A 22487-nucleotide genomic window follows, 5' to 3' on the forward strand; every position below is an offset into this window, starting at 1 on the left:
CTACAGCTTTATTTCCTCTTTTACGTGGCCGACAATCATATCGGTAGCACCCTTTTTGTTTTCGATATAGGCCTTGGCTTTGAGCGGAAGTTCCGCATTGCTTTTTAATTCGTTAAAAGCATTTAGCAACTCGTTTTCATTGCTGATGCTTTGGGCAATACCGATGGCTATCAAATCTTTAGCCTCCTGAAACTTATCGTATTTAGGGCCGAAAATAACAGGCAGGCCAAAAGCTACAGCTTCTAAAGTGTTGTGGATTCCTGCGCCAAAACCACCGCCAATGTAGGCCAGTTGGCCATATTGGTAAAGTGAAGAAAGCATGCCGATGTTGTCAATAATCAGGATTTGAGATTTGAGATTTGAGGTTTGAGCCAACTGAGAGCCGAGAACCGAAAATTTAACCGCGTTTGGAAAGAGCAACTCAATTTCGGAAATGTGCGAAGCGCCGATTTCGTGTGGTGCAATGATGAATTTCCAGTCAGGATTTTGATTAGCCAGTTCAACCAATAACTTCTCGTCGGCCGGCCAAGTACTGCCTGCCATCAAAATAGGGGCCTGGCCACAAAAAGCCTCGATTTCTGGCAGCTGTTTTGGTTGCAGCGCATTTTCGTAAACCCGGTCAAAACGGGTATCGCCACTCAGGCTTACCTTGTCAAGGCCAATGCCTTTCAAAAGTTGAACGCTTTCTTCGTTTTGCACAAAGAAATGTTTCACGAAGCCCAGCATTTTTCGATAAAATCCACCATAGCTCTTGAAAAAAAGCTGGTTTGGCCTAAAAATCCCCGAAATAAGATAGATTGGAATTTGTTGTCGATGCAGGGTTTTGAAATAATGATACCAAAACTCGTACTTGGTAAAAATGGCCAATCGCGGATTAACCAGTGCTACAAACTTTTTGGCATTGCCCGCCGTATCTAGAGGCAAATAGAAAATGCCATCGGCCAAAGGATAATTTTTTCTGATTTCGTAGCCTGAAGGTGAAAAAAAGGTAACTACGACTTTTACATCCGGATATGCCGATTTCAATTTTTCGAGTACCGGTCGGCCCTGCTCAAATTCGCCCAACGAAGCAAAATGATACCATATCGGCCTGTCGGTTGGGTTTATTTTTTGTGCGATTTTTTCAAAGCCGTTTTTTCGTCCCGCCACAAACAGTTTGGCCTTCGCATTGAACAGCGATGCCAATCTCACAAAAAGCCCATAAATGACAATCCCAATATTATAAATCCAAAGCATTTTGCATCTTAAATTCTTATCTTCGTCCGAAGATAAACGATTAAATTTAAAACCTTCAATTAATATATGAAGATAGCAGTAATTGGAACAGGATACGTAGGCTTGGTTACCGGAACCTGCCTGGCAGAAACGGGCAACAATGTCATCTGTGTAGACATCGACAAGGCTAAGGTAGAGAAGATGAAGAACGGCGAAGTGCCGATCTACGAACCGGGCCTCGACGTGCTGTTCCACCGCAACATCGAGCAGGGGCGCCTGTCGTTTACGACCGATCTTGCGTTGGCGGTTAAGGAATCGCAGCTGATCTTCATGGCCCTGCCAACGCCTCCGGGCGGAGATGGCGCGGCCGACCTTTCTTACATCCTGGGCGCGGCCAAGGATATTTCGAAGCTGGTAACCGAGTACAAGGTTATCATCAACAAATCTACCGTTCCGGTGGGTACGGCTGATAAGGTTCAGGCCGTTTTTAACGAAAATACCCAGGTGGAAATCGACGTGGTTTCTAACCCGGAATTCCTGCGCGAAGGCGTTGCGGTAGACGATTTCATGAAGCCCGACCGCGTAGTGATTGGCACGCGCAGCGAAAAGGCGCAGAAACTGATGGCCGAGCTCTATGCGCCTTATGTGCGCCAGGGCAACCCGATTTTCTTTATGGACGAGCGTTCTTCTGAACTGACCAAATATGCCGCCAACTCGTTCCTGGCTACCAAGATTACTTTCATGAACGAAATCGCCAACCTTTGCGAAATCGTAGGCGCCGATGTTGACGCGGTGCGCAGGGGCATCGGTTCCGACGACCGCATTGGCAAGCGTTTCCTTTTTCCCGGCATCGGCTACGGAGGCAGCTGCTTCCCGAAAGATGTACAGGCCCTGGCGATAGCCGCCGAAAGCAACAGCTATAATTTCCAGTTGCTGAAAGCCGTAATGCAGGTGAACGAGAAACAAAAAACGATATTGGTAGACAAGCTGCTCAAATACTATAACGGCGATATCAAAGGCAAACGCTTCGCTTTGTGGGGATTGGCCTTCAAGCCCGAAACCGACGATATCAGAGAGGCACCAGCCTTGTACATCATCGACGAGCTGTTGATCCGTGGCGCCAAGGTTACGGCATTCGATCCGGAAGCGATGGATAATGTAAAAGCCTTGTTGGGCGACAAAATCGACTATGCCAACAACCAATATGAGGCTTTGCAGGGTGCAGATGCGCTACTGATTGCCACCGAATGGTCGGTGTTCCGCAACCCGGATTTCGAAAAGATGGAGGGCCTATTGGCCAATAAAACCATTTTCGACGGCAGGAACCTTTTCGATTTGCAGAAAATGATAGACCTCGGTTATTATTACAACAGTGTTGGACGCAAACTGATCGGATAATGGAAAGGAAAAGGGTATTGATTACCGGCGCTGCCGGATTTCTGGGCTCGCATCTGTGCGATCGCTTCATCAGGGAAGATTTCCATGTCATTGCCATGGACAACCTCATTACCGGCGACCTGCGCAACATCGAGCACCTGTTTAAGCTGGAGAATTTCGAATTCTACCACCACGACGTGTCTAAGTTTGTGCACGTGCCGGGCAACCTCGACTATATCCTACACTTTGCCTCGCCGGCCAGTCCGATAGACTACCTTAAAATTCCGATCCAGACTCTCAAAGTGGGTTCGCTGGGCATACATAACCTGTTGGGTTTGGCCAAGTCAAAACAGGCCAGACTGCTCATTGCCTCTACATCTGAGGTGTACGGCGACCCAACGGTAAATCCACAACCCGAAGAATACTGGGGCAACGTAAATCCGGTAGGCCCGCGTGGCGTTTACGATGAGGCCAAGCGCTTTCAGGAAGCCATGACCATGGCCTATCATACCTTTCACGGGCTCGAAACCCGCATTGTGCGCATCTTCAATACCTATGGGCCGCGCATGCGCCTGAACGACGGCCGTGTATTGCCTGCTTTCATTGGTCAGGCACTGCGGGGCGAAGACCTGACCGTATTTGGCGATGGCAGCCAAACGCGTTCGTTCTGCTATGTAGACGACCTGATCGAAGGCATCTACCGCCTGCTGTTCAGCGATTATGCACAGCCAGTAAATATTGGCAACCCCGACGAGATTACCATGATGGATTTTGCCGAGGAAATTATCAAGCTTACGGGAACCGACCAGAAGATAGTCTGCAAAGACCTTCCGGTTGACGATCCTAAGCAACGCCGTCCGGATATTACAAAAGCCAAGGAGCTGTTGGGCTGGGAGCCGAAGGTATCAAGAGCCGAAGGCCTGAAGATTACCTACGAGTACTTCAAGTCGTTGCCTAAAGAAGCTTTGGTTAACAAAGAACATAAGAACTTTAATACCTATAATAAACAATAAATCATATACCCTACCGAAAAACAATGAAAAAGATTTTAGTAACAGGAGGAGCAGGCTACATTGGCTCGCATACCGTAGTTGAACTTTTTAATGCAGGCTACGATGTTGTAATTGTAGACGACCTCTCTAATTCGAACCCGAAGATTTTAGACCAGATCGAAAAGATTTCGGGCAAAAAGCCGGAGTTTGTCAAATTAGACCTCACCGACGAGCAAGGTGTGAATGCTTTTGCGCAGGCGCATCAAGACATTAGTGGCGTTATCCATTTTGCGGCTTTCAAGGCAGTAGGCGAATCGGTGCAAGAGCCCTTAAAATACTACAGAAACAATTTTTATTCGCTCATCAATATCCTAACGGCTTACAACAACAAGATTAAATTGGTGTTTTCGTCGTCGTGTACCGTTTACGGACAGCCAGATGTATTGCCGGTAACCGAAAGTGCACCGGTAAAGAAAGCTGAATCGCCTTATGGCAATACCAAGCAGATTGCCGAAGAGATTTTGGCCGAAACCTGTGCAGTAACCCCATCGTTGAAAGTAATCGCCCTGCGCTACTTCAATCCGGTAGGTGCACATGCTTCGGCGTTGATTGGCGAATTGCCTATTGGTGTGCCACAAAACCTGGTGCCGTTTATTACGCAATCGGCCATTGGCAAACGCGGCCCGATTACCGTTTTTGGCAACGATTATGATACGCCAGACGGCTCGGCCATTAGGGATTATATCCATGTGGTTGATTTGGCCAAAGCCCACGTAGCCGCTATCAAAAGACTGGAAGAAGGCGACGGAGCCAACTACGAGGTTTTTAACGTAGGCACAGGCAAAGGCTCGTCGGTATTGGAAATCATCAATGCCTTCGAAAAATCGACCGGCGTCAAATTGAATTATGTGATTGGTGCGCGTCGGGAAGGCGATATCGAAAAAACCTTTGGCGATGTGAGTTTGTCTAATAAGGTGCTGGGCTGGAAAGCCGAACTTGGCGTAGAAGAAATGATGAGCTCAGCCTGGGCCTGGGAAGAATATTTGAAAGCAAATCCCTTTTAAATGAAGCTAAGCGAGCATAAGGAACTTAAACAAGAAATTTTGGCCTTGCCGTCAAAAGAAAAAGATAAGCTTTTGCTTCGCTTAGTGGGAAAAGACAAAGTGCTTACCGAGCGCCTTCATTTTGTGCTTTTAGAAAGCGAAGAAGACCTCAAGCAACGCGTATCGACCTTAAAGGAAAACATCGTTACGGTAATGCAGGGCCTTAAAACGTTAAAAAACCTAAATGCGAAAGAGGTACTGGCCCAATTGCGTAAATTGGCCAAGCAGTTGAACCATCATTATAAGGTAACCAAGGCCAACTACGAAGAAGTAGAGCTTCGGCTGTTTTTGCTCAACCATACGGAACTGGGTTTTAAAACCGGACTTTTTTCGTCGTACAAGAACCATGAGCAGGTATTGGCCAATTACTTTGTAAAGTATGTGCTGATGACGATCCGCAAGTTTAAGGCCTTGCACGAAGACCTCCAGTACGACTTGAGGGATGAAATGGATAAAATATTAACCAAGATATACCAAGGAAACATGGCAACGGTTGCCAAGCAACTGGAACTGCCCGAACAAGTATAAGTTATGAAGAAGATATTAATTACAGGTGGTGCGGGTTTTATTGGCTCGCATGTGGTGCGCAGGTTCGTCAGCAACTATCCGCAGTGCGAAATTGTAAACCTCGATGCATTGACTTATGCCGGTAACCTGGCCAATTTGGCCGATGTGGAAGACAAAAGCAATTACCGCTTTGTAAAGATGGATATCACCAACGCAGCTGAGATCAACCAGTTGTTCAAAACCGAAGACTTTGATGCGGTAATCCATTTGGCAGCCGAATCGCATGTTGACCGTTCTATTGCCAATCCCTTGGCTTTTGTGATGACCAATGTGATCGGCACCGTGAACCTGTTGAATGCGGCAAGAGAATATTGGAAAGGCGATTATGCAAACAAGCGCTTTTACCATGTAAGTACTGATGAGGTTTATGGTGCATTGGGCGAAACAGGAATGTTTACCGAAAGTACGGCTTACGATCCGCACAGCCCATATTCGGCTTCTAAGGCAAGTTCAGACCATTTTGTAAGGGCCTATCACGATACTTATGGCCTTGATGTGGTGATTTCTAACTGCTCTAACAATTACGGGTCGCACCATTTTCCGGAGAAATTAATCCCATTGGCCATCAATAACATTAAAAACAATAGATCCGTTCCTGTTTACGGCAAAGGCGAGAATGTGCGCGATTGGCTTTGGGTAGAAGACCATGCCCGTGCCATCGATGTCATTTTTCACCAGGCCAAAAGCGGAGAAACCTACAATATCGGCGGACATAACGAATGGAAAAACATAGATCTGATCCACTTGCTTTGCCGGATCATGGACAGCAAATTGGGACGTGAGGCAGGCGAATCAGCCAAGCTCATTACCTTTGTAACCGATAGGGCAGGGCACGACCTGCGCTACGCCATCGATTCGACTAAATTGCAAAAAGAACTCGGCTGGGTGCCAAGCCTGCAGTTTGAAGAAGGATTGGAAAAAACCGTTGACTGGTACCTGGATAACGAAGAATGGCTCAACAATGTAACTTCGGGCCATTATCAGGCCTATTATGATAACCAATATAAAGGGAGGTAAGCTTGTTCGGGTTGTTTAAAAAGAAAAAGGAGCCAGAGTTTAACTTTTCCACCATCGGAACGGATATGCATTCGCATATTATTCCGGGTATTGACGATGGGGCAAAAAACATCAACGATTCTTTGGCACTGGCCAAACGTTTCAAGGCACTGGGTTTTAAAAAACTGGTAACCACGCCTCACGTAATGGCCGATTATTACCGTAATACCCCCGAAACCATTCAAAAAGGATTGGATATCCTGAGAGAAGGCCTGCAAAAAAATGGAATTGATTTAGAAGTTGATGCGGCCGCCGAATATTATTTAGACGAAACGTTCGAAAATAAGATTGCCAAGAAGAACGTATTGACCTTTGGCCAAAATTTCCTGCTTTTCGAACTCTCGTTTATTAATCCGCCACATAATTTGTTCGAAGCCATTGCCAAAATGCAGGATGCGGGCTATCAGCCGGTTTTGGCACACCCAGAGCGCTATCCTTACTATCAAAACTCTTTAGAAAGCTACGAGCAGATTAGGGATACGGGCTGTATGTTGCAATTGAATACCATTTCGCTTACAGGCTATTATGGCAAAAGCTGTAAACAGGCCGCCGATGAGCTGGTGGATAATCATTGTATCGATTTTTTGGGCAGCGATATGCACCATTTGCGCCACGCAGATGCTCTGAAAGAAAGTTTATATGTAGAACGTCTGCAAAACATCCTCTCGCAGCCACAACTTAACAACCTTCTGCTTTAAAAGAAGTTCATTGGTTCATTAGTGTCATTGGTTCATTTGGGGCGTGCTGTGGTCCATAAACCATAGACTATCGACCATCGACTTCAGACTTTTCGCAAGCCTACTCGTACCTCAAGGCCTCAACCGGATCCAGTTTCGATGCTTTTTTGGCAGGGTAGTAGCCTGAAACGATGCCCACAAATACGCAGATAACAAAGCCACCGCCAATAGACGACCACGGTACGATAAACGATCCGCCCATCATGCTCGAAATGATATTGCCGATGCCGATGCCCAGCAAAATACCAAATGCACCGCCGATTAGGCAGATGACCACTGCTTCAATCAAAAACTGCTTGCGAATGACGGCAGGGTTGGCACCGATGGCTTTTCTCACCCCGATTTCGCGAGTACGCTCAGTAACCGAAACCAACATGATATTCATCAAAGCGATAGAAGCGCCTAACAAAGTAATGGCACCAATAGCCACACCGCCCATAACCACATACTTGAGGTTTTCGAACAAGGTTTGGGCAACAGCATCACTTTTGGTGATTTCAAAATTGTTGGGTTCGCTTATTTTTACCTTTCTGATATTCCTGAATTCTGCGGTAGCCTCGCCAATAATGTTGTCCATCAAATCGTTGTTGGGCACCATTACGGTTATGGTATAAGAAGGATTGCTGTTGGCATTGATGAGCTTGGACTTGAACAAGGGGATGTACACCGCCCTGTCGCTGCTCGGTCCCATGCTCGAACCCTTTGGCGCCAATACGCCAATTACCCTTAGCCGGTTGTTGCCCGCCATAACGATCTTGTCGATGGCTGGTTGGCCCTTGAATAAAATCTTGGCGATTTCGTTGCCGATAATACAAATGTTGTTGTTGCTCAGTGCTTCGGCCGCATTAAAATTCCGGCCTTGCGAAAGTTCCAGGCCCAAAGAGCCCAATCCGTTTTCGTCAATACCTTGGATGTTGGTGTTGGGGTTGGTTTTTTCCTGTTCGTATTTTACCGTTGAACCGAAAGTAGCATATACGCTAATGGCCACTTTGGCGGGGGTATTCAGTCGCTCCTTAAATGCAATGGCATCTTCGTAACGGATAGATTTGAATGGTTTTGGACGTTTTCCCGAACCGCCAATACGGATGCCGGTGCCCCGGTTCCTGATGTTAAAAGAATTGGCGCCCATACTCGAAAATGCTTCGGTCATGCTTTTTTTGATGGCATCGATAGTGGTTAAGATACCAACCAGGGCCGACAAGCCAATAGCAATAATCAATGCGGTAAGCAGGGTGCGCAGCCTATTGCTTTTAATGGATTGTAGTGCAAGCCTTACGTTTTCAGTATACGTCATCTGATGGAAATAAAATTCGGTTGAGGATAAAAATAAAAAGTCCCGCTGTTAAGACAACGAGACCTGTTAAAATGTTACAAACAATTGCGTGTTAAACCGAGAAACTCGTGCCGCAACCGCATGAGCTGGTGGCATTCGGGTTGTTAAAGGTAAAGCCCCTCGCATTTAATCCGTCTTGCCAGTCTATTTGCATGCCCAAAAGGTACATTTGGTGCGCCTTGTGCATGAATATTTTAATGCCGTCGATCTCAAATTCCTGATCGCCTTCTTTCTTTTGGTCAAAGCCCAAAACATAGCTCATTCCAGAGCAACCACCTCCCTCAACACCAACGCGCAAACCGAAATCTTCGGTAATCTCTTGTTGGTCTTTCAGCTTTTTGATTTCCTTGGTTGCGGTTTCGGTAAAAGATACAGGCGCAAAAGCAGTTTCTACGTTACTCATAAAATTTAAAATTAGCAGCTCAGTTGGACCTAATTGTTTTGGATGGCAATGAGGTTAGCAACTGTTCCAACCATTGAAAAAAATAAATTACTCAACAAATATAAATATAAATGCACATTTTTGTCCGTCGCACTTATTAATATTACGGTATTTAAACAAATAAAATGAACATTGCGCATTTTTTAACCCAAGCTGCCATCATGGGCCTAGGAGGCATTATTGCCGTAACAGTGGCGTATTTTTTGGTCAAGGGCGATATCCAGCATTACTTCAGGTTCAAATCGCTGGAGGACCAAAAAGAAGAGCGGGCTACGCTATTGCCATTGCGTTTGCAGGCCTATGAGCGGGTCATTATTTTTATCGAGCGTATCAATCCCACCAACCTGCTGGTTCGTTTGCACCAATCGGGCATAGAACTTTCGGCCTTGCAGGCTTTGATCATTAACGAGGTAAATGCCGAATATCAGCACAACATTACGCAGCAATTGTATATCAATGCAGCAAGTTGGAACGTGGTACGCAAACTAAAGGACGATACCATTGCCATGATCAACAATACCGTAGCAGGATTGCCACCAGAGGCGAGCGGTATAGATTTGAGCCGCAAAATACTGAAGCACATGAGCAGCATCGAAGAAAATCCCTACCAACTGACCATAGATTTGCTCAAACAAGATATCCATATCCTGTTTTAGGAGCGCGGCCTCAGGCCACCTATATATATAATAGTATAACCAAATAGATTAATTATGACGGAGAAAAAGTTCACCACCACTTCTGGTATTGAAATCAAAGATATATATACTGTTGCCAAGCCTTCGGACGAAATGCCTGGAAAGTTCCCTTTTACCAGGGGCATCCAAAAAGACATGTACCGGGGGCGTTTGTGGACGATGAGGCAATATGCGGGTTTTTCAACCGCTGAAGAATCGAACAAAAGATACCACTACCTGTTGGCGCAAGGCACAATGGGCTTGTCGGTAGCATTCGATTTACCTACGCAGATCGGTTACGATTCGGATCATGAAATGGCCGAAGGCGAAGTGGGCAAGGTAGGCGTAGCCATCGATTCGCTGAAGGATATGGAAATCCTTTTTGATGGAATCGAGCTGCAGAAGATTACCACTTCCATGACCATCAATGCTACGGCTTCGATTCTGTTGGCTATGTACATTGCCTTGGCCAAAAAACAAGGCGCAAACCTGAAAGAAATTTCGGGAACCATCCAAAACGACATTTTAAAGGAATATGCAGCCAGGGGAACTTATATCTATCCGCCTAAACCCTCGATGCGCATCATTACCGATATTTTCGAATATTGCAGCAAGGAAGTGCCCAAGTGGAATACCATTTCTATTTCGGGTTATCACATCCGCGAAGCAGGTTCTACGGCAGTGCAGGAATTGGCTTTTACCTTGGCCAATGGCAAAGCCTATTTAAATGCCGCTTTAGAAAAAGGCCTGGATATTAATGTATTTGCCAAGCGATTGTCGTTCTTCTTCAACTGCCATAACAACTTCTTCGAAGAAATTGCCAAGTTCCGTGCGGCACGTCGCATGTGGGCGCGCATAACCAAGGCCCTGGGCGCAACCGACGAGAAGGCTATGATGCTGCGTTTCCATACGCAAACCGGAGGTTCTACCTTAACCGCGCAACAACCCTTAAACAATGTGGTGCGGGTAGCCAACCAAGCGATGGCGGCTGTGTTGGGCGGTACGCAGTCGCTGCATACCAACGGTTATGATGAAGCGCTTTCGCTGCCTACCGAAGCAGCGGCCAAAATTGCCTTGCGTACCCAGCAGGTGATTGCTTTTGAGAGTGGCATTACCGACACGGTTGATCCTTTGGCAGGTTCTTATTTTGTAGAAACCCTGACCGACGAAATCGAAGCGGCGGCTTTGGCCTATATCGACAAGATCGATGCCATGGGCGGTTCGGTCAACGCCATCGAAAATGGCTACATCCAACAAGAGATTGCCAACTCGGCTTATCAGTATCAAAAGGAGATTGAAAGTGCGGAGCGGATCATTGTAGGGGTGAATAAATTTACCCAAGAAACCGAGGCCTTAACCGAGGTGCTCAACATCGACGAATCGATCAGGACCATACAAACCGAGAAGCTGAACAAGCTCAAGGCCGAGCGTAATAACGATGCGGTGAAAATTAGTTTGGAAAATTTGCGGGATGCGGCAAAAACGGAACGGAATTTGATGCCTTATATCTTGGCTGCGGTAGAGGAATACGCCACTTTGGGCGAAATTGCCGATAGCCTGAGAAGTGTGTTCGGGGAGTATTAAATCTGGGTTAAAAAATAGTTATCCACATAAAAAATTGAGGTTAACTAGTTTATGCTACTGCTGATGAAGTACTTACAAATTAATTCAAAATTTTGTTTTTTTTGTTGATAATTTTTTGAATATTCGATGTCTCGAAAGGGCACATCCGTAATGCCCTTCTTAGAACTGAAAACCAACAAATTACAGAATTACGATGGAAAAAACTTGTACAGAAGTATGGAAGAACTGTCTTCAAATTATTAAGGATAACATTCCGAACCAAAGTTTCAAAACTTGGTTCGAACCGATATCAGCACTTAAATTGGAAGGCAAAGTTTTAACCATACAAGTGCCTAGTTTATTCTTTTACGAGTGGTTGGAAGAACACTATGTTGGCTTGCTTCGCAAAACGGTAAAGAAGCAATTGGGAGATGAGGGCCGACTGGAATATAATATCGTAGTAGACAAGTCGTCTAACTCGGGTTCTCCCTATACCACAAACATGCCTTCTAACGGAAATGGCGCTGAAGCAAAGATCCAATCGATGCCAATTCCGGTAGCGATTAATAAAGACATTAAGAACCCTTTTATTATACCGGGCCTTAAAAAGCTGAACGTAGATCCGCAGTTAAATCCAAACTATACTTTCGATAATTACATCGAGGGCGATTGCAACCGCTTGGCGCGCTCTGCCGGCTATGCCGTAGCCGCGAAGCCGGGAGGTACCTCGTTCAATCCGCTGATGGTTTATGGCGGCGTAGGTTTGGGCAAAACCCACTTGGCGCAGGCCATTGGCAACGAGATCAAACGCAACATGCCAGATAAGCTGGTGATTTATGTTTCGTGCGAAAAGTTCTGCCAACAGTTTGTAGACTCGTTAAAGAATAACACAATCAACGATTTTGTGAACTTCTACCAAGCCATGGATGTCATCATCATGGACGATGTGCACAATTTCGCGGGCAAAGAAAAAACCCAGGATATCTTCTTCCACATCTTTAACCACTTGCACCAATCGGGCAAACAGGTCATCCTGACTTCAGATAAGGCACCTAAAGATTTGGCAGGTTTGGAAGAGCGTTTATTGAGCCGTTTCAAATGGGGGCTTTCGGCCGACTTGCAAATCCCTGATTTGGAAACCCGCATTGCCATCCTGAAGAAAAAGATGTATGCCGATGGCATCGAACTGCCGGGAGAAGTAATCGAATATGTAGCGCACAACATCGACAACAACGTGCGTGAGCTTGAAGGTGCCATGGTTTCGCTATTGGCGCAATCTACCTTGAACAAAAAAGACATCGATTTGGCACTGGCCAAGCAGATGCTTAAAAACTTCATCAAAAATACTTCGAAAGAAATTTCGATGGAGTATATCCAAAAACTGGTATGCGAATATTTCGAAGTGCCGGTTGACATGGTGAAATCGCAAACACGCAAGCGCGAAATTGTACAGGCCCGTCAAATCTCTATGTATTTGTCGAAAAGCCACACCAAGTCGTCGCTTAAAACCATTGGCGCTTTCTTTGGCGGCCGCGATCACTCTACCGTAATCTATGCTTGCCAAACCGTAGAAGATTTGATCGAAACGGATAAGAAGTTTAAAGCTTACGTTAACGACATCCAGAAAAAACTGAAGATGAGTTAATTTATATTGGGAAATTATAATTCAACAAAAACCCCGTCATGATGTAAAATCTGACGGGGTTTTTTGTTTATTGGCTATTGGGTTCAATCTGCCGGTAAAAGCTTTCGCGGTAGGCATCGCCCAGCGGAATGATTTCTTCGCCTATAAAAATGCGGTTGCGCTCAATGCTTTTGATCTTGCCTATGCCCACAATGTACGATTTATGCACCCGGGCAAACTGGGCCGATGGCAATTGCTCTTCCAGTTTTTTAATGTTCTGCAAGGAAACGATTTTTTCGGTTTCGGTATAAATGGCTACGTAATTTTGCAGGCCTTCGGCATATAGAATGGTGTTGAGGTCTATCTTCACCAATTTGTACTCGCTTCGCACAAAAATATAGTCGGCGGGTTTGGCATTGGGCAAGGGCGGGTGCTCGGTACTTGATGGCGCTTTACGTTCCAATATCTCCCGTGCTTTTTGTACTGCCTTGTAAAAACGGTCGAAAGCAATGGGTTTGAGTAGGTAATCGATGGCGTCGTTCTCAAATCCGTCTAAGGCATACTCGGCGTAAGCGGTAGTTAAGATAACTTTGCATTTGCCTTGTGCAATCTTCATCAGCTGGATGCCTGTAAGTTGTGGCATCTGGATATCCAAAAAAACAAGGTCTACCTTTTCGTCCATGATCAGCTGCAGGGCTTCTAAAGGATGCGTGGTGCTGTGTACCAAGGTTAAAAAGGGAATTTGGCTTACATAATCGGTAAGGATGTCGATGGCCAACGGCTTGTCGTCTATAATAAGGCACCTGATCATTGCAAGTTGATTTGAAGCGTAATGGTAAAGGTAGTGTTTTCGTCGCCAATGGCCAGCGTATGCCGTTGCGGGTAGATGAGGCTGAGCCTTCTTTGCACATTGCTGAGGCCTATGCCACCGGTCTTGTCTTTTTGGTCGTGGTTTTTGAGGTTAAAAACTTTAAAAACCATTTGCTGGTCGGCAATAGCCATCTGGATTTGTATAGGATGTTCATGGTCATCAAATACGCCATGCTTAAAGGCGTTTTCAACAAAGTTGATCAAGATGAGCGGTGCAATTTTTAGACCTTCGGTATGGCCTTCTACTTTAAAATCGATATAGGCATTTCCCTTTTGTCCAATTTTATGTAGTTCGATCACGTTGTGCAGGTAGCCGATTTCCCTGTCCAACGGCACCAATTGTTCGTCGCTTTCCTTGAGCATGTAGCGCAACAAGGCCGATAATTTGAGTACGGCCGCGGGCGCATCGTCAGAACGGCGGTAGGTTAGGGCGTAAATATCGTTTAAGGTGTTGAACAAAAAGTGCGGATTGATCTGCGATTTTAAAAAGGCCAGCTCTGTAGTTATCTTTTCCTGTTCCAGCTCCTTCTTTTTGCGGTTGCTGATGTACCATTCGTTGATGAAGAAGAAAATAAAGCCATAACTGAAATAACTATATAAAGAATAGAGCAAAGCATTTTTGATGTACCACGAAGTTTCGGGGATGCTGCCAAAGTAATTGTCGAAACCCAAATAGGGCTTAAGCACCAAAAATTCGATTACATAACGGTAGCCGACAATAAAAATGCACAGGCCAAGAGTGGCCAAAATGCTTTGGATCCATTTTTTATGCCTGAAAGCCAAGGGCGCAATCCAATAAGCTACACCATAAAAAACAACGATGCCCGAAAACAAATAGCCCAAATTTACCCCAAGGTATTTGACAAAAAGCGCAAACGAATTGACATCGCCGCTATAAGACCGGTAAGCCCTGCTAAAATATTTGGGCAGGAGGTCGTTTAAAAAAAAGACCATCCATACCAGCACATGCAAGCCGATTTTGTATTTTTTCTGCATCGGCCAAATATATCATCAATTAGCCAATTGGACGAGCAAAATACACCAACGCCGTTTTTTTAGGTACAAACCGGTATAGGCATGGCTTGTTGCCCGATTAAGGCGTTGGTCAATACATTTGGTTGGTTGGTCAATTTAAGCAGGCTGTTTTGGTGTGGCGCCTACATCTTTGCTCAAAAAACCAATCGAATGAAAAAGATCAAATTACTGGCACTTGCCTTTTTAGTGATGAGCAGTGCACGAGCCCAACAAAAACTGATTGTTAAGGTTCATCCCGGCGTAGAGCTGTTTACCATTGTCCAAATCCTGGCCGACAAATTTCCTGCCCCCAATCCGTCGGCCTATAGCAAAGAGGTGATGGATTATTTTGGCAAATACAAGGAGCATCCGGCGGTGCTTAAGGTCAAAAGCTTTAATAAGGTTTATACCGATTTAACGGAGCTGGGCTGGACCATGAGCGATTTTCCGAACATCAAGATTTACGAGCCCACCGAAGAGCTGAACTGGTATAAAAACTATGGCAAGGAAAATGTATTGGAGTATATCAGGTTGTGCAAGGATTTTTTTAGAGATACCAAGTTTTGGGATTTTTATCAGGCACATGCCAAACAATACGAAGAATGGGGACAGGGAATCAAACAAAATGTAAGCGATAGCGGTACCATGCAGCAGCTGCAACAGTTCTATGGCTTTAACGCCGATGTAACCTGGTACATCTGTATCGATCCGCTAAACAGCTGGGGCTCGCATGCCATTACCACTAAAAACATCAATCCGCAGTTCAGTAATATGATTGTATACAATACGGGTTATTTCAACACCAAATCGACTGTGGCCGACAAGCCTTTTTTTGAATATAAAGGTTTCGAGTACTTGGTGTGGCACGAAGGAAGCCATATATTTTTGGAGCCATCTTTTAAAAAGTACAAAAAAGAGATTGACGAAATGGCTTATCTCTACAACAAAGACGATGAGGGCATGAAGCGCAACGGCATCGGTTCGTGGGAGTATTGCCTCAACGAAAATATGGTCAGGGCAATTGTAGGGAGCATGTACAAAAAATACCGTACCGAGAGAGAGTTTAAAAGACAGGTTGCCAGAGAAACGGCCAGCGATTTTATTTATGTAGAAGACCTGGTGCCGTTTATTATTGATAATTATGGCGAAGGCAAAAAGTACACCAAGTTCGAGGTTTTATTTCCAGCCATGTTGCAAATGCTCAAAGAGAAGCATCCGCCGGTTGGCAAATAGCAAATAAGTTAGCTACAGCTTGACAGATTTTTGAGAATGTGGGTTGCAAATCTTCTTGTGGCCCGGAAAGCATTTCCCGACCAACATTTAGTAGGCGTCTGTTAATCTGTAGCTAATAAATGTTTAATGCTTGCACTACGCTTTACTCAATACGCTATAGCTTCATCAAACCATAGAAAAGCGCGGCGGCGTGAAGTGCCTGGTCTATTTTGTTGTCGGCCAGCAATTGTTTGACTTCTTCAACGGTGTATTCTTCTACGTTTAAGATCTCGTGTTCGTCTAAATGCTGTTCGTGGGTTTTCACGCCTCCGGTTAACAAGTAGGTAAAAGTTCTGTTGGTAGAGGTCGCCGGATTGGGGTAGAGTGTTGCAATCAGTTCGCAGGTTTTGAAGCTATAGCCTGTTTCTTCCAGCAGTTCGCGTTTAATGGCAGTTTCTGGATCCTCACCATCGTCTATGACGCCACCTGGGATTTCGAGCGATACAATTTCTGCTGCAAAGCGGTACTGGCGTACCATAATGATTTTGCCCGACTCTGTCAGGGCAATCGCGTTTACCCAATCTGGGTATTCGAGTACATAGTAATCGTCTTTAACCGTTCCGTTGGGCAGCTTGCAGGTGTCTACGCGCAAAGTTGCCCATTTTTCTCTAACCAAATATTTTGAGGCGAGTTTCTGCCACTTTAAGATTTCCATGTTTGTTTATAGGTATTGTTGTATGATGTCTTGTCGCTTTAAATTGGCCAGATGCACCATATGATGCTTGCTTGCCAATGTTTGATAAACGAGGACGAGCCTGGTGGCCAAAAGTTTATTGACCGAAGGTTCTCCATTCGGATCGATTTCATTGAATAAAAACTGACCCAGCATATCCAGTTTCTCTGCCGGCAAATCGCTTTGTTCGAGCCAAAGGCCGAAAGCTTCGGGCTCTGGAGCGTACAGGGTTTCAGGCTTTAGGCCAAAGCTTGAAGCCAGTGTTTGTTGCAGGAGTTCATCGGAGGCCACAAAATCGCCGTCCTGCTTAAGACCGATGATACGGGCCAAAACCTGGGCAAGCTTTTCTATTTCTGCAGTGATGAGATCTCTTCTGTACATAATAAGTACGGTAAAGTTGTAATGTTTTAAGGTTGTAACGTTAAGGCGTTGGCTTGGTCCAAACTAAAGACTAAAGACTAAAGACTAAAGACTAAAGACTAAAGACCGCTACCAGCTGCCGCTGCTGCCACCACCGCCAAAACTGCCTCCGCCGAAGCCTCCAAAACCGCCTCCGCCTCCAGAGCCACCGCCAAAACCTCCACCAAAACCGCCTCCGCCAGAACCTCCACGGCCCCCGCCTAATAGCATGCTCCAGAAAAATGCATCGGCAATACCTCTGCCACCAATTACCTGGCTGCCGTTGCCACCTCCGCCTTTGCGAATGATGAGAAAGATAACCACAATAATAATCAGCACCACAATTCCTGCCGTGCCTTTGCCCCCTGGCGCTTTAGCTTTGGGGTTGGTATTTTTGTATTCGCCTTTGATGAGCGAGATGATCGAATTGGTTCCAACATCAATGCCGCGATAGTAATCGCCTTCCTTAAAATAGGGCTTGATGTCATTTTCAATAATTCGTTTAGTATATACGTCTGGCAAAGCGCCCTCAAGGCCGTAGCCTGTTTGGATGGAAAGCTTCCGGTCGCCCAGGGCAATTAAAAGTACAACGCCATTGTTTTTGGTTTTGTCGCCGCCAACGCCCCATTTCCTGCCCAGTTGTAATGTATACTCGTTAATGTCGTAGTCGCCTACCGATTTTACAATCACAACCGCAATCTGGTTGGATGTAGAATCGTCGAAAGCAACAAGCTTGCGTTCTAAATTGGCAATTTGTTCGGTGGTTAGGGTTTGGGTATAATCGTTAACCAGGGTCGTGGGCTTAGCCGGAAAATCCTGCGTAAAACCAAGGTGATAGCTTAATGCTAAGACAAGAAAGATGATCAGTTTCTTCATTTGTTGGTTTTTTCTGCCTGGTCTATAAATACAATATCGTTAGGCAGCTCATTGACATCGCCGTTTTGATAAGGAAAATACAACGCCAGTTTTTCGCCTGCCAAAGAAATTCCCGCAATCAGGCCATCTGCCAAATTGCCACTCATAAAATGCGCTTTCATGGCCACCTGTGCGGTTTCCCAAAAATCATCAGGCACCAGTTTATCGATGCCGCGATCGCCGATGATGGCAAATTTATGGTCTTCGTGAGCCAAATAAATCAATACGCCGTTATGGTGCGAGGTTTTATCCATGCCCAGTTCTGCAAAATATTGGGTGGCCCGTTCTATGGCACTGCCATGGCAATGTTTTTCAACGGCTATCCTTATTTCGCCCGAAGTTGCTTTTTCTGCTTCGGCTATGGCGTTGGCTATCTGTTCTTGTTCTTGTGTACTGAAAAGAGGCATGTGTGTATTTTTATAAGAAAGGGTAATGCATGTTTTGAGTTTAAAACAGGCATTACCCTAAAATGTTGGGTCGGTAACTAAAATTCTACTTTAGGAGCGTTTTGAGCGCCAGCATCGGCTTTGAAGCCAGCTTTAGGGCTAAAACCGAACATTCCTGCCGTTAAATTGTTAGGAAACGATCTTACTTTGGTATTGTAAACCTGAACCGATTCGTTAAAATCCTTGCGGGCAACGGTAATGCGGTTCTCAGTGCCTTCTAATTGGGCAGACAAGTCCCTGAACTGGTCGGTAGCCTTTAGTTCCGGATAATTTTCGGTCAATACCATCAAACGGCCCAATGCTTGGCTGATCTGGCCTTGCGCAGCCTGGTATTTTTCGATGTTCTCTTCGGTAAGTTTGTTAGGGTCGACCGTAATTTGGCTGGCTTTTGAACGAGCTTCGATTACGGCAGTTAAGGTGCCTTGCTCAAATTTGGCAGCGCCTTTAACGGTACTCACCAAGTTAGGGATCAAATCGGCCCTGCGTTGATACTGGGTTTCAACCTGGTTCCATTTGGTTTTTACATCTTCGTCTAATTTTACGAGGCCATTATAGCCACATCCGCCAATTAAAGCTAACAAAGCCACAACTACGACTATTCCTATTACTACGTTTTTCATTTTGTTATTTTGTTTTTAGGTTTCTATTTCAAATTAGATAGCAATATCCATACCTTGTTACTAAAGAAGACAAATTGCTGACAAGTTGCCATATTCTTATATGGTGCTAAGCTTAACTAAGGTAATAAAAAAGCACCAAAGGTGAAAGCCCAAAAGAAGGTTGGCGGGTAAAAGACCAAAGGTGAAAGCTAAAAGGTTCTATTTGTCCAATCACATTCACTCATTCACTCATCCAGTCATTCCATCATCCGCTCATTCCATCATTTTTTACTAATTTTGTACCATTCGGGATAAAAACCCGGCTAGCCTTATGCAAAAAGAAATCGAAATTACCATAGCCCCAGAACAAGTGGGCAATCCAGAAGCCATTCTGGTTCAGTTGGCCAAAGCCTTAAACGTTAAAGCCAATACGATTAAGCATCACCAGGTGCTGAAGCGCTCTATTGATGCCCGATCGAGGAGGGGCGTGGTTTACCGTTTGCAGGTTCGCGCCTATATTAATGAAGATGCGCCGGCACAAGAAAAACCGGCAAGCTACCCAAAAGTAAAAGATACCAAACGTGTAATTATTGTAGGCGCTGGTCCGGCAGGACTTTTTGCCGCTTTGCAGTGCATCGAAAACGGATTGAAGCCCATTGTGGTAGAACGTGGCAAAGACGTGAAGCAGCGTCGGCGCGATTTGGCCGCGATTAATAAACAAGGCCTAGTCAATACCGAATCCAATTATTGCTATGGCGAAGGTGGGGCAGGCACCTATTCAGACGGCAAGCTTTACACCCGTTCCAACAAACGTGGCGATATTAATAAGGTATTGCAAATATTTGTGGCACATGGAGCGGAAGAAGATATCCTGATTGATGCCCGGCCCCATATCGGAACCAATAAACTGCCCCAAATCATTACGGCAATCAGGGAAACCATCCTCCAGGCCGGAGGAGAAGTGCTGTTCGATGCCAAGCTTACAGACCTGATTTTAGCCAATGGCCGGGTTAAAGGCATTGTGGTTAATCGAGATCAGGAACTGCTGGCCGATTCGGTCATCCTGGCAACCGGCCATTCGGCCAGGGATATTTACGAGTTGCTAAACCACAAAAACATCCTGATTGAGGCAAAGCCTTTTGCACTAGGCGTAAGGATCGAACACCCCCAACAGATTATAGACAGTGCCCAATATCATTGCGAGGTAAGGAGCGAATTTTTGCCACCAGCCTATTATAGTATGGTAGAGCAGGTAAAGGCCAGGGGCGTATTCTCGTTCTGCATGTGCCCTGGAGGTATCATCGCGCCATGTGCTACGGGTTTGGATGAGATTGTGGTAAATGGCTGGTCGCCTTCTAAAAGAAACAACCCCTTTGCCAATTCAGGTACGGTGGTGCAGGTTACGCTCGATGATGTGCAGGGCTACGATCCCTTGCGGATGTTGAACTTCCAGTCGGAAATAGAACGGTTGGCGTTTGAAGCCGGTGGAGGCAATTTGGTAGCGCCAGCCCAACGGATGGTAGATTTTGTAGAAAACCGGCTTTCGATATCGCTTCCTAAGAATTCTTACCTACCGGGAACCAAAAGCGTCATGCTGGATAATATCCTGCCCGACTTTGTAGCTTCGAGCCTAAAAGCGGCATTGCCCTTGTTCGGCAAGAAAATGAGAGGCTATTATACCAACGAGGCTATTCTGGTAGGCATAGAAAGCCGGACCTCTTCGCCGGTCCGTATTCCGCGCGATAAAGAAAACTACCAGCATCCGCAGGTCAAAGGCCTGTATCCTTGTGCCGAAGGTGCCGGTTATGCCGGTGGCATTGTTTCGGCCGCGATAGATGGAATCAATTGTGCCAATGCTATTGTAAACAATTCATCTTCATAAACGTTAATAGTTTATGATCAATTTAGCAGACGAACTGAACAAGGCCTACAATGGCGATCCCTGGCATGGGAGCAATACGCTCGATTTGCTTTTGGCAGCCAATGCCGAAAAAGTTTTTACCCATCCCATTCCTAATGCGCATTCTATTGCCGAGCTGGTTTTGCATTTAACGGCTTGGACCGAAGAAACAATAGCAAGAATAAATGGTAGTGCCGCTAAAGAACCAGCCCTTGGCGATTGGCCCGTTCCAAGCGAAAACTCTGCCGAGGAATGGCAACGTATATTGAATAGATTTAAGACCGCGAATGAAGAACTGATTGCCCTTTGTGGCCAACTTGGCAACCATCAGTGGGATGCTGAGGTAAAAGACGAGCGTAATCCGGCCTTGGGCACCGGCGTAAACAATGCCGAACTGATCAATGGCCTGGTGCAACATCATGCCTACCATACCGGTCAGGTAGCCTTATTGTTGAAGTTTTAATAACTTATTGATATCATTTAAACCAAGCAATCATTAAAGACATGAAGAAGACATTGATTATAGGCGCTACCCCAAATGAAGATAGGTATGCCTACCGCGCCGCGCAGCAGCTCACCGTAAAAGGGCATCCGATTGTGAACATAGGAATTAAACATGGCAAGGTTGCGGGTGTAGAAATAGAAAAACCCGGGCAGATTTATACCGATATAGATACCATTACCTTATATATAGGTCCGGCTTTGCAGAATAGTTATTATGATTATATCCTGCAAACCAAGCCCAAACGTGTAATTTTTAATCCGGGAACTGAGAATCCCGCATTAGAACACGCGCTTAAGGAGCACGGAATACAGCCAGTAGAAGCTTGTACCTTGGTCTTGTTGAGCATCGGTCAGTACTAGCTTTAAGATTGCTTTTAACGATTAGGATGGGGTGCGAGAAATTGCATCCCATTTTTTCTTGTTGTAAATCATACACTTACTAAAAATAATGAAAATTTATTGCGCTGTTATTTTTAGATTAAAAAACAATTTCTACCTTTGCACTCCGCTTCGGAAGGAAGGGGATTAAAGATTGAAAGGATTTGAAAACACGGATAGCGAGCTTAGGCAGGCTGTTTTTGAATAAAAGAGAGTTAATCTATTGAATAGCAGAAAGGGAAAATAAATTTTCAGATTTATTTTTGGGAAACGAAAAAGTTTTCTACCTTTGCAACCCGCTTCGGAAGGAACGGGAGATCCCGAAGGGGATGTTTGAAAGGCGGAAGGGAAAGAGAAAAAAAAATAAAATTTTTTCTTGGAAATTAAAAAGAAGTTTCTACCTTTGCAGTCCCAAACAAAAGGGAGCTTAATTACGGATGTAACGAAAGCACAAAACAAGATTGAAATAAGCAAGAAGAATTGAGGAACATGAAGACCGATAGGAAGCAAGCTTAAAGATATAAAATGACTGCCGAGAGGTTAAGTCGAGAAGTTCTTAAAAGAGATATCAAATGTAGCGCAAGCGAGGTATGAAAGTACTAATCAAAGTACATGATACAAGTAGCTTGAATTTTAAGTCTAAATCCAACAGACAAATTTTATTAACAAAGACTAGTGTTAACATTAGTTAACTTAGTCAGGAAAACAAACTTTACAATGGAGAGTTTGATCCTGGCTCAGGATGAACGCTAGCGGCAGGCCTAATACATGCAAGTCGAGGGGTAGATCGGAGCTTGCTTTGATTGAGACCGGCGCACGGGTGCGTAACGCGTA

General features: G+C 45.2%; 23 protein-coding genes and 1 rRNA gene. 14 read left to right on the plus strand and 10 right to left on the minus strand.

The window, feature by feature from the left end; all coding sequences use genetic code 11:
• Nucleotides 1-1236 (minus strand): 3-deoxy-D-manno-octulosonic acid transferase, encoded by a 1236-nt coding sequence (locus VRU48_RS18970; protein ID WP_330109496.1) that lies wholly within the window; start codon nt 1234-1236, stop codon nt 1-3.
• Between the two features lie 66 nt (nt 1237-1302).
• Between VRU48_RS18970 and VRU48_RS18975 the strand changes: the two genes are divergently transcribed.
• The 6 genes from VRU48_RS18975 to VRU48_RS19000 are packed head-to-tail and all read left to right on the plus strand — an operon-like array spanning nt 1303 to nt 7008.
• Nucleotides 1303-2613 carry a UDP-glucose dehydrogenase family protein gene (locus tag VRU48_RS18975; RefSeq protein ID WP_330109497.1) on the plus strand — a complete coding sequence of 437 codons (1311 nt, stop codon included), beginning with the start codon at nt 1303-1305 and terminating at the stop codon, nt 2611-2613.
• On the plus strand, nt 2613-3605 hold the full coding sequence (locus tag VRU48_RS18980; protein ID WP_330109498.1) for a UDP-glucuronic acid decarboxylase family protein: 993 nt from the start codon (nt 2613-2615) through the stop codon (nt 3603-3605). The genes VRU48_RS18975 and VRU48_RS18980 overlap by 1 nt, the downstream gene beginning before the upstream one ends.
• 23 nt (nt 3606-3628) lie before the next feature.
• Nucleotides 3629-4648 (plus strand): UDP-glucose 4-epimerase GalE, encoded by a 1020-nt coding sequence (galE, locus tag VRU48_RS18985; RefSeq protein WP_330109499.1) that lies wholly within the window; start codon nt 3629-3631, stop codon nt 4646-4648.
• Nucleotides 4649-5215 (plus strand): hypothetical protein, encoded by a 567-nt coding sequence (locus VRU48_RS18990; RefSeq protein ID WP_330109500.1) that lies wholly within the window; start codon nt 4649-4651, stop codon nt 5213-5215.
• A 3-nt stretch (nt 5216-5218) separates the two neighbouring features.
• The gene (gene rfbB, locus VRU48_RS18995; protein ID WP_330109501.1) at nt 5219-6271 is read left to right on the plus strand and encodes a dTDP-glucose 4,6-dehydratase; all 1053 of its coding nucleotides are present in this window, start codon (nt 5219-5221) and stop codon (nt 6269-6271) included.
• A gap of 11 nt (nt 6272-6282) precedes the next feature.
• Nucleotides 6283-7008 carry a tyrosine-protein phosphatase gene (locus VRU48_RS19000; RefSeq protein ID WP_330109502.1) on the plus strand — a complete coding sequence of 242 codons (726 nt, stop codon included), beginning with the start codon at nt 6283-6285 and terminating at the stop codon, nt 7006-7008.
• A 100-nt stretch (nt 7009-7108) separates the two neighbouring features.
• On the opposite strand, the gene VRU48_RS19005 is transcribed toward VRU48_RS19000, so the two are convergent.
• Together VRU48_RS19005 and VRU48_RS19010 are read right to left on the minus strand one after the other, a co-directional pair.
• Nucleotides 7109-8341, minus strand: coding sequence for an ABC transporter permease (locus VRU48_RS19005; protein ID WP_330109503.1), 1233 nt, complete (start codon nt 8339-8341; stop codon nt 7109-7111).
• Between the two features lie 91 nt (nt 8342-8432).
• Nucleotides 8433-8783, minus strand: a complete 351-nt coding sequence (locus VRU48_RS19010) for a HesB/IscA family protein (protein ID WP_199136933.1) — start codon at nt 8781-8783, stop codon at nt 8433-8435.
• A 164-nt stretch (nt 8784-8947) separates the two neighbouring features.
• On the opposite strand from VRU48_RS19010, the gene VRU48_RS19015 reads away from it, so the two are divergent.
• The 3 genes from VRU48_RS19015 to dnaA all read left to right on the plus strand — a co-directional run bounded on the left by VRU48_RS19015 (nt 8948) and on the right by dnaA (nt 12704).
• Entirely contained in the window at nt 8948-9478 is a 531-nt protein-coding gene (locus tag VRU48_RS19015) for a DUF7935 family protein (protein ID WP_330109504.1), read from the plus strand.
• A 54-nt stretch (nt 9479-9532) separates the two neighbouring features.
• Nucleotides 9533-11080 (plus strand): acyl-CoA mutase large subunit family protein, encoded by a 1548-nt coding sequence (locus VRU48_RS19020; RefSeq protein ID WP_330109505.1) that lies wholly within the window; start codon nt 9533-9535, stop codon nt 11078-11080.
• A 193-nt stretch (nt 11081-11273) separates the two neighbouring features.
• The gene (gene dnaA / locus VRU48_RS19025) at nt 11274-12704 is read left to right on the plus strand and encodes a chromosomal replication initiator protein DnaA (protein WP_330109506.1); all 1431 of its coding nucleotides are present in this window, start codon (nt 11274-11276) and stop codon (nt 12702-12704) included.
• Between the two features lie 67 nt (nt 12705-12771).
• Here dnaA and VRU48_RS19030 read toward each other — a convergent pair whose 3' ends face one another.
• Together VRU48_RS19030 and VRU48_RS19035 are read right to left on the minus strand one after the other, a co-directional pair.
• A complete protein-coding gene (locus VRU48_RS19030; protein WP_330109507.1) occupies nt 12772-13494 on the minus strand; it encodes a LytR/AlgR family response regulator transcription factor in 723 nt (240 codons plus the stop codon).
• Nucleotides 13491-14549 (minus strand): sensor histidine kinase, encoded by a 1059-nt coding sequence (locus VRU48_RS19035; protein WP_330109508.1) that lies wholly within the window; start codon nt 14547-14549, stop codon nt 13491-13493. Before VRU48_RS19035 ends, VRU48_RS19030 begins: the two co-directional genes overlap by 4 nt.
• A 189-nt stretch (nt 14550-14738) precedes the next feature.
• On the opposite strand from VRU48_RS19035, the gene VRU48_RS19040 reads away from it, so the two are divergent.
• Nucleotides 14739-15800 carry a DUF4932 domain-containing protein gene (locus VRU48_RS19040; RefSeq protein ID WP_330109509.1) on the plus strand — a complete coding sequence of 354 codons (1062 nt, stop codon included), beginning with the start codon at nt 14739-14741 and terminating at the stop codon, nt 15798-15800.
• Between the two features lie 154 nt (nt 15801-15954).
• Here VRU48_RS19040 and VRU48_RS19045 read toward each other — a convergent pair whose 3' ends face one another.
• The 5 genes from VRU48_RS19045 to VRU48_RS19065 all read right to left on the minus strand — a co-directional run bounded on the left by VRU48_RS19045 (nt 15955) and on the right by VRU48_RS19065 (nt 18892).
• Entirely contained in the window at nt 15955-16494 is a 540-nt protein-coding gene (locus VRU48_RS19045) for an NUDIX hydrolase (protein ID WP_330109510.1), read from the minus strand.
• 6 nt (nt 16495-16500) lie between these two features.
• On the minus strand, nt 16501-16893 hold the full coding sequence (locus tag VRU48_RS19050) for a hypothetical protein (protein ID WP_330109511.1): 393 nt from the start codon (nt 16891-16893) through the stop codon (nt 16501-16503).
• Nucleotides 16894-17001: 108 nt separating this feature from the next.
• Nucleotides 17002-17787 carry a TPM domain-containing protein gene (locus VRU48_RS19055; protein ID WP_330109512.1) on the minus strand — a complete coding sequence of 262 codons (786 nt, stop codon included), beginning with the start codon at nt 17785-17787 and terminating at the stop codon, nt 17002-17004.
• Complete coding sequence (locus VRU48_RS19060; protein WP_330109513.1) at nt 17784-18233, minus strand: TPM domain-containing protein; 450 nt, start codon at nt 18231-18233, stop codon at nt 17784-17786. Before VRU48_RS19060 ends, VRU48_RS19055 begins: the two co-directional genes overlap by 4 nt.
• 77 nt (nt 18234-18310) lie before the next feature.
• Complete coding sequence (locus tag VRU48_RS19065; RefSeq protein ID WP_199136955.1) at nt 18311-18892, minus strand: LemA family protein; 582 nt, start codon at nt 18890-18892, stop codon at nt 18311-18313.
• Nucleotides 18893-19202: 310 nt separating this feature from the next.
• Between VRU48_RS19065 and VRU48_RS19070 the strand changes: the two genes are divergently transcribed.
• The 4 genes from VRU48_RS19070 to VRU48_RS19085 form a co-directional block, all read left to right on the plus strand.
• The gene (locus tag VRU48_RS19070) at nt 19203-20753 is read left to right on the plus strand and encodes an NAD(P)/FAD-dependent oxidoreductase (protein WP_330109514.1); all 1551 of its coding nucleotides are present in this window, start codon (nt 19203-19205) and stop codon (nt 20751-20753) included.
• A gap of 13 nt (nt 20754-20766) precedes the next feature.
• Nucleotides 20767-21234 carry a DinB family protein gene (locus VRU48_RS19075; RefSeq protein ID WP_330109515.1) on the plus strand — a complete coding sequence of 156 codons (468 nt, stop codon included), beginning with the start codon at nt 20767-20769 and terminating at the stop codon, nt 21232-21234.
• A gap of 41 nt (nt 21235-21275) precedes the next feature.
• Nucleotides 21276-21635 (plus strand): CoA-binding protein, encoded by a 360-nt coding sequence (locus tag VRU48_RS19080; RefSeq protein ID WP_330109516.1) that lies wholly within the window; start codon nt 21276-21278, stop codon nt 21633-21635.
• A 732-nt stretch (nt 21636-22367) separates the two neighbouring features.
• A 16S ribosomal RNA gene (locus tag VRU48_RS19085) occupies nt 22368-22487 on the plus strand; the annotation flags it as partial.

The sequence above is a fragment of the Pedobacter albus genome (genome assembly GCF_036324255.1).
Classification (GTDB): domain Bacteria; phylum Bacteroidota; class Bacteroidia; order Sphingobacteriales; family Sphingobacteriaceae; genus Pedobacter; species Pedobacter albus.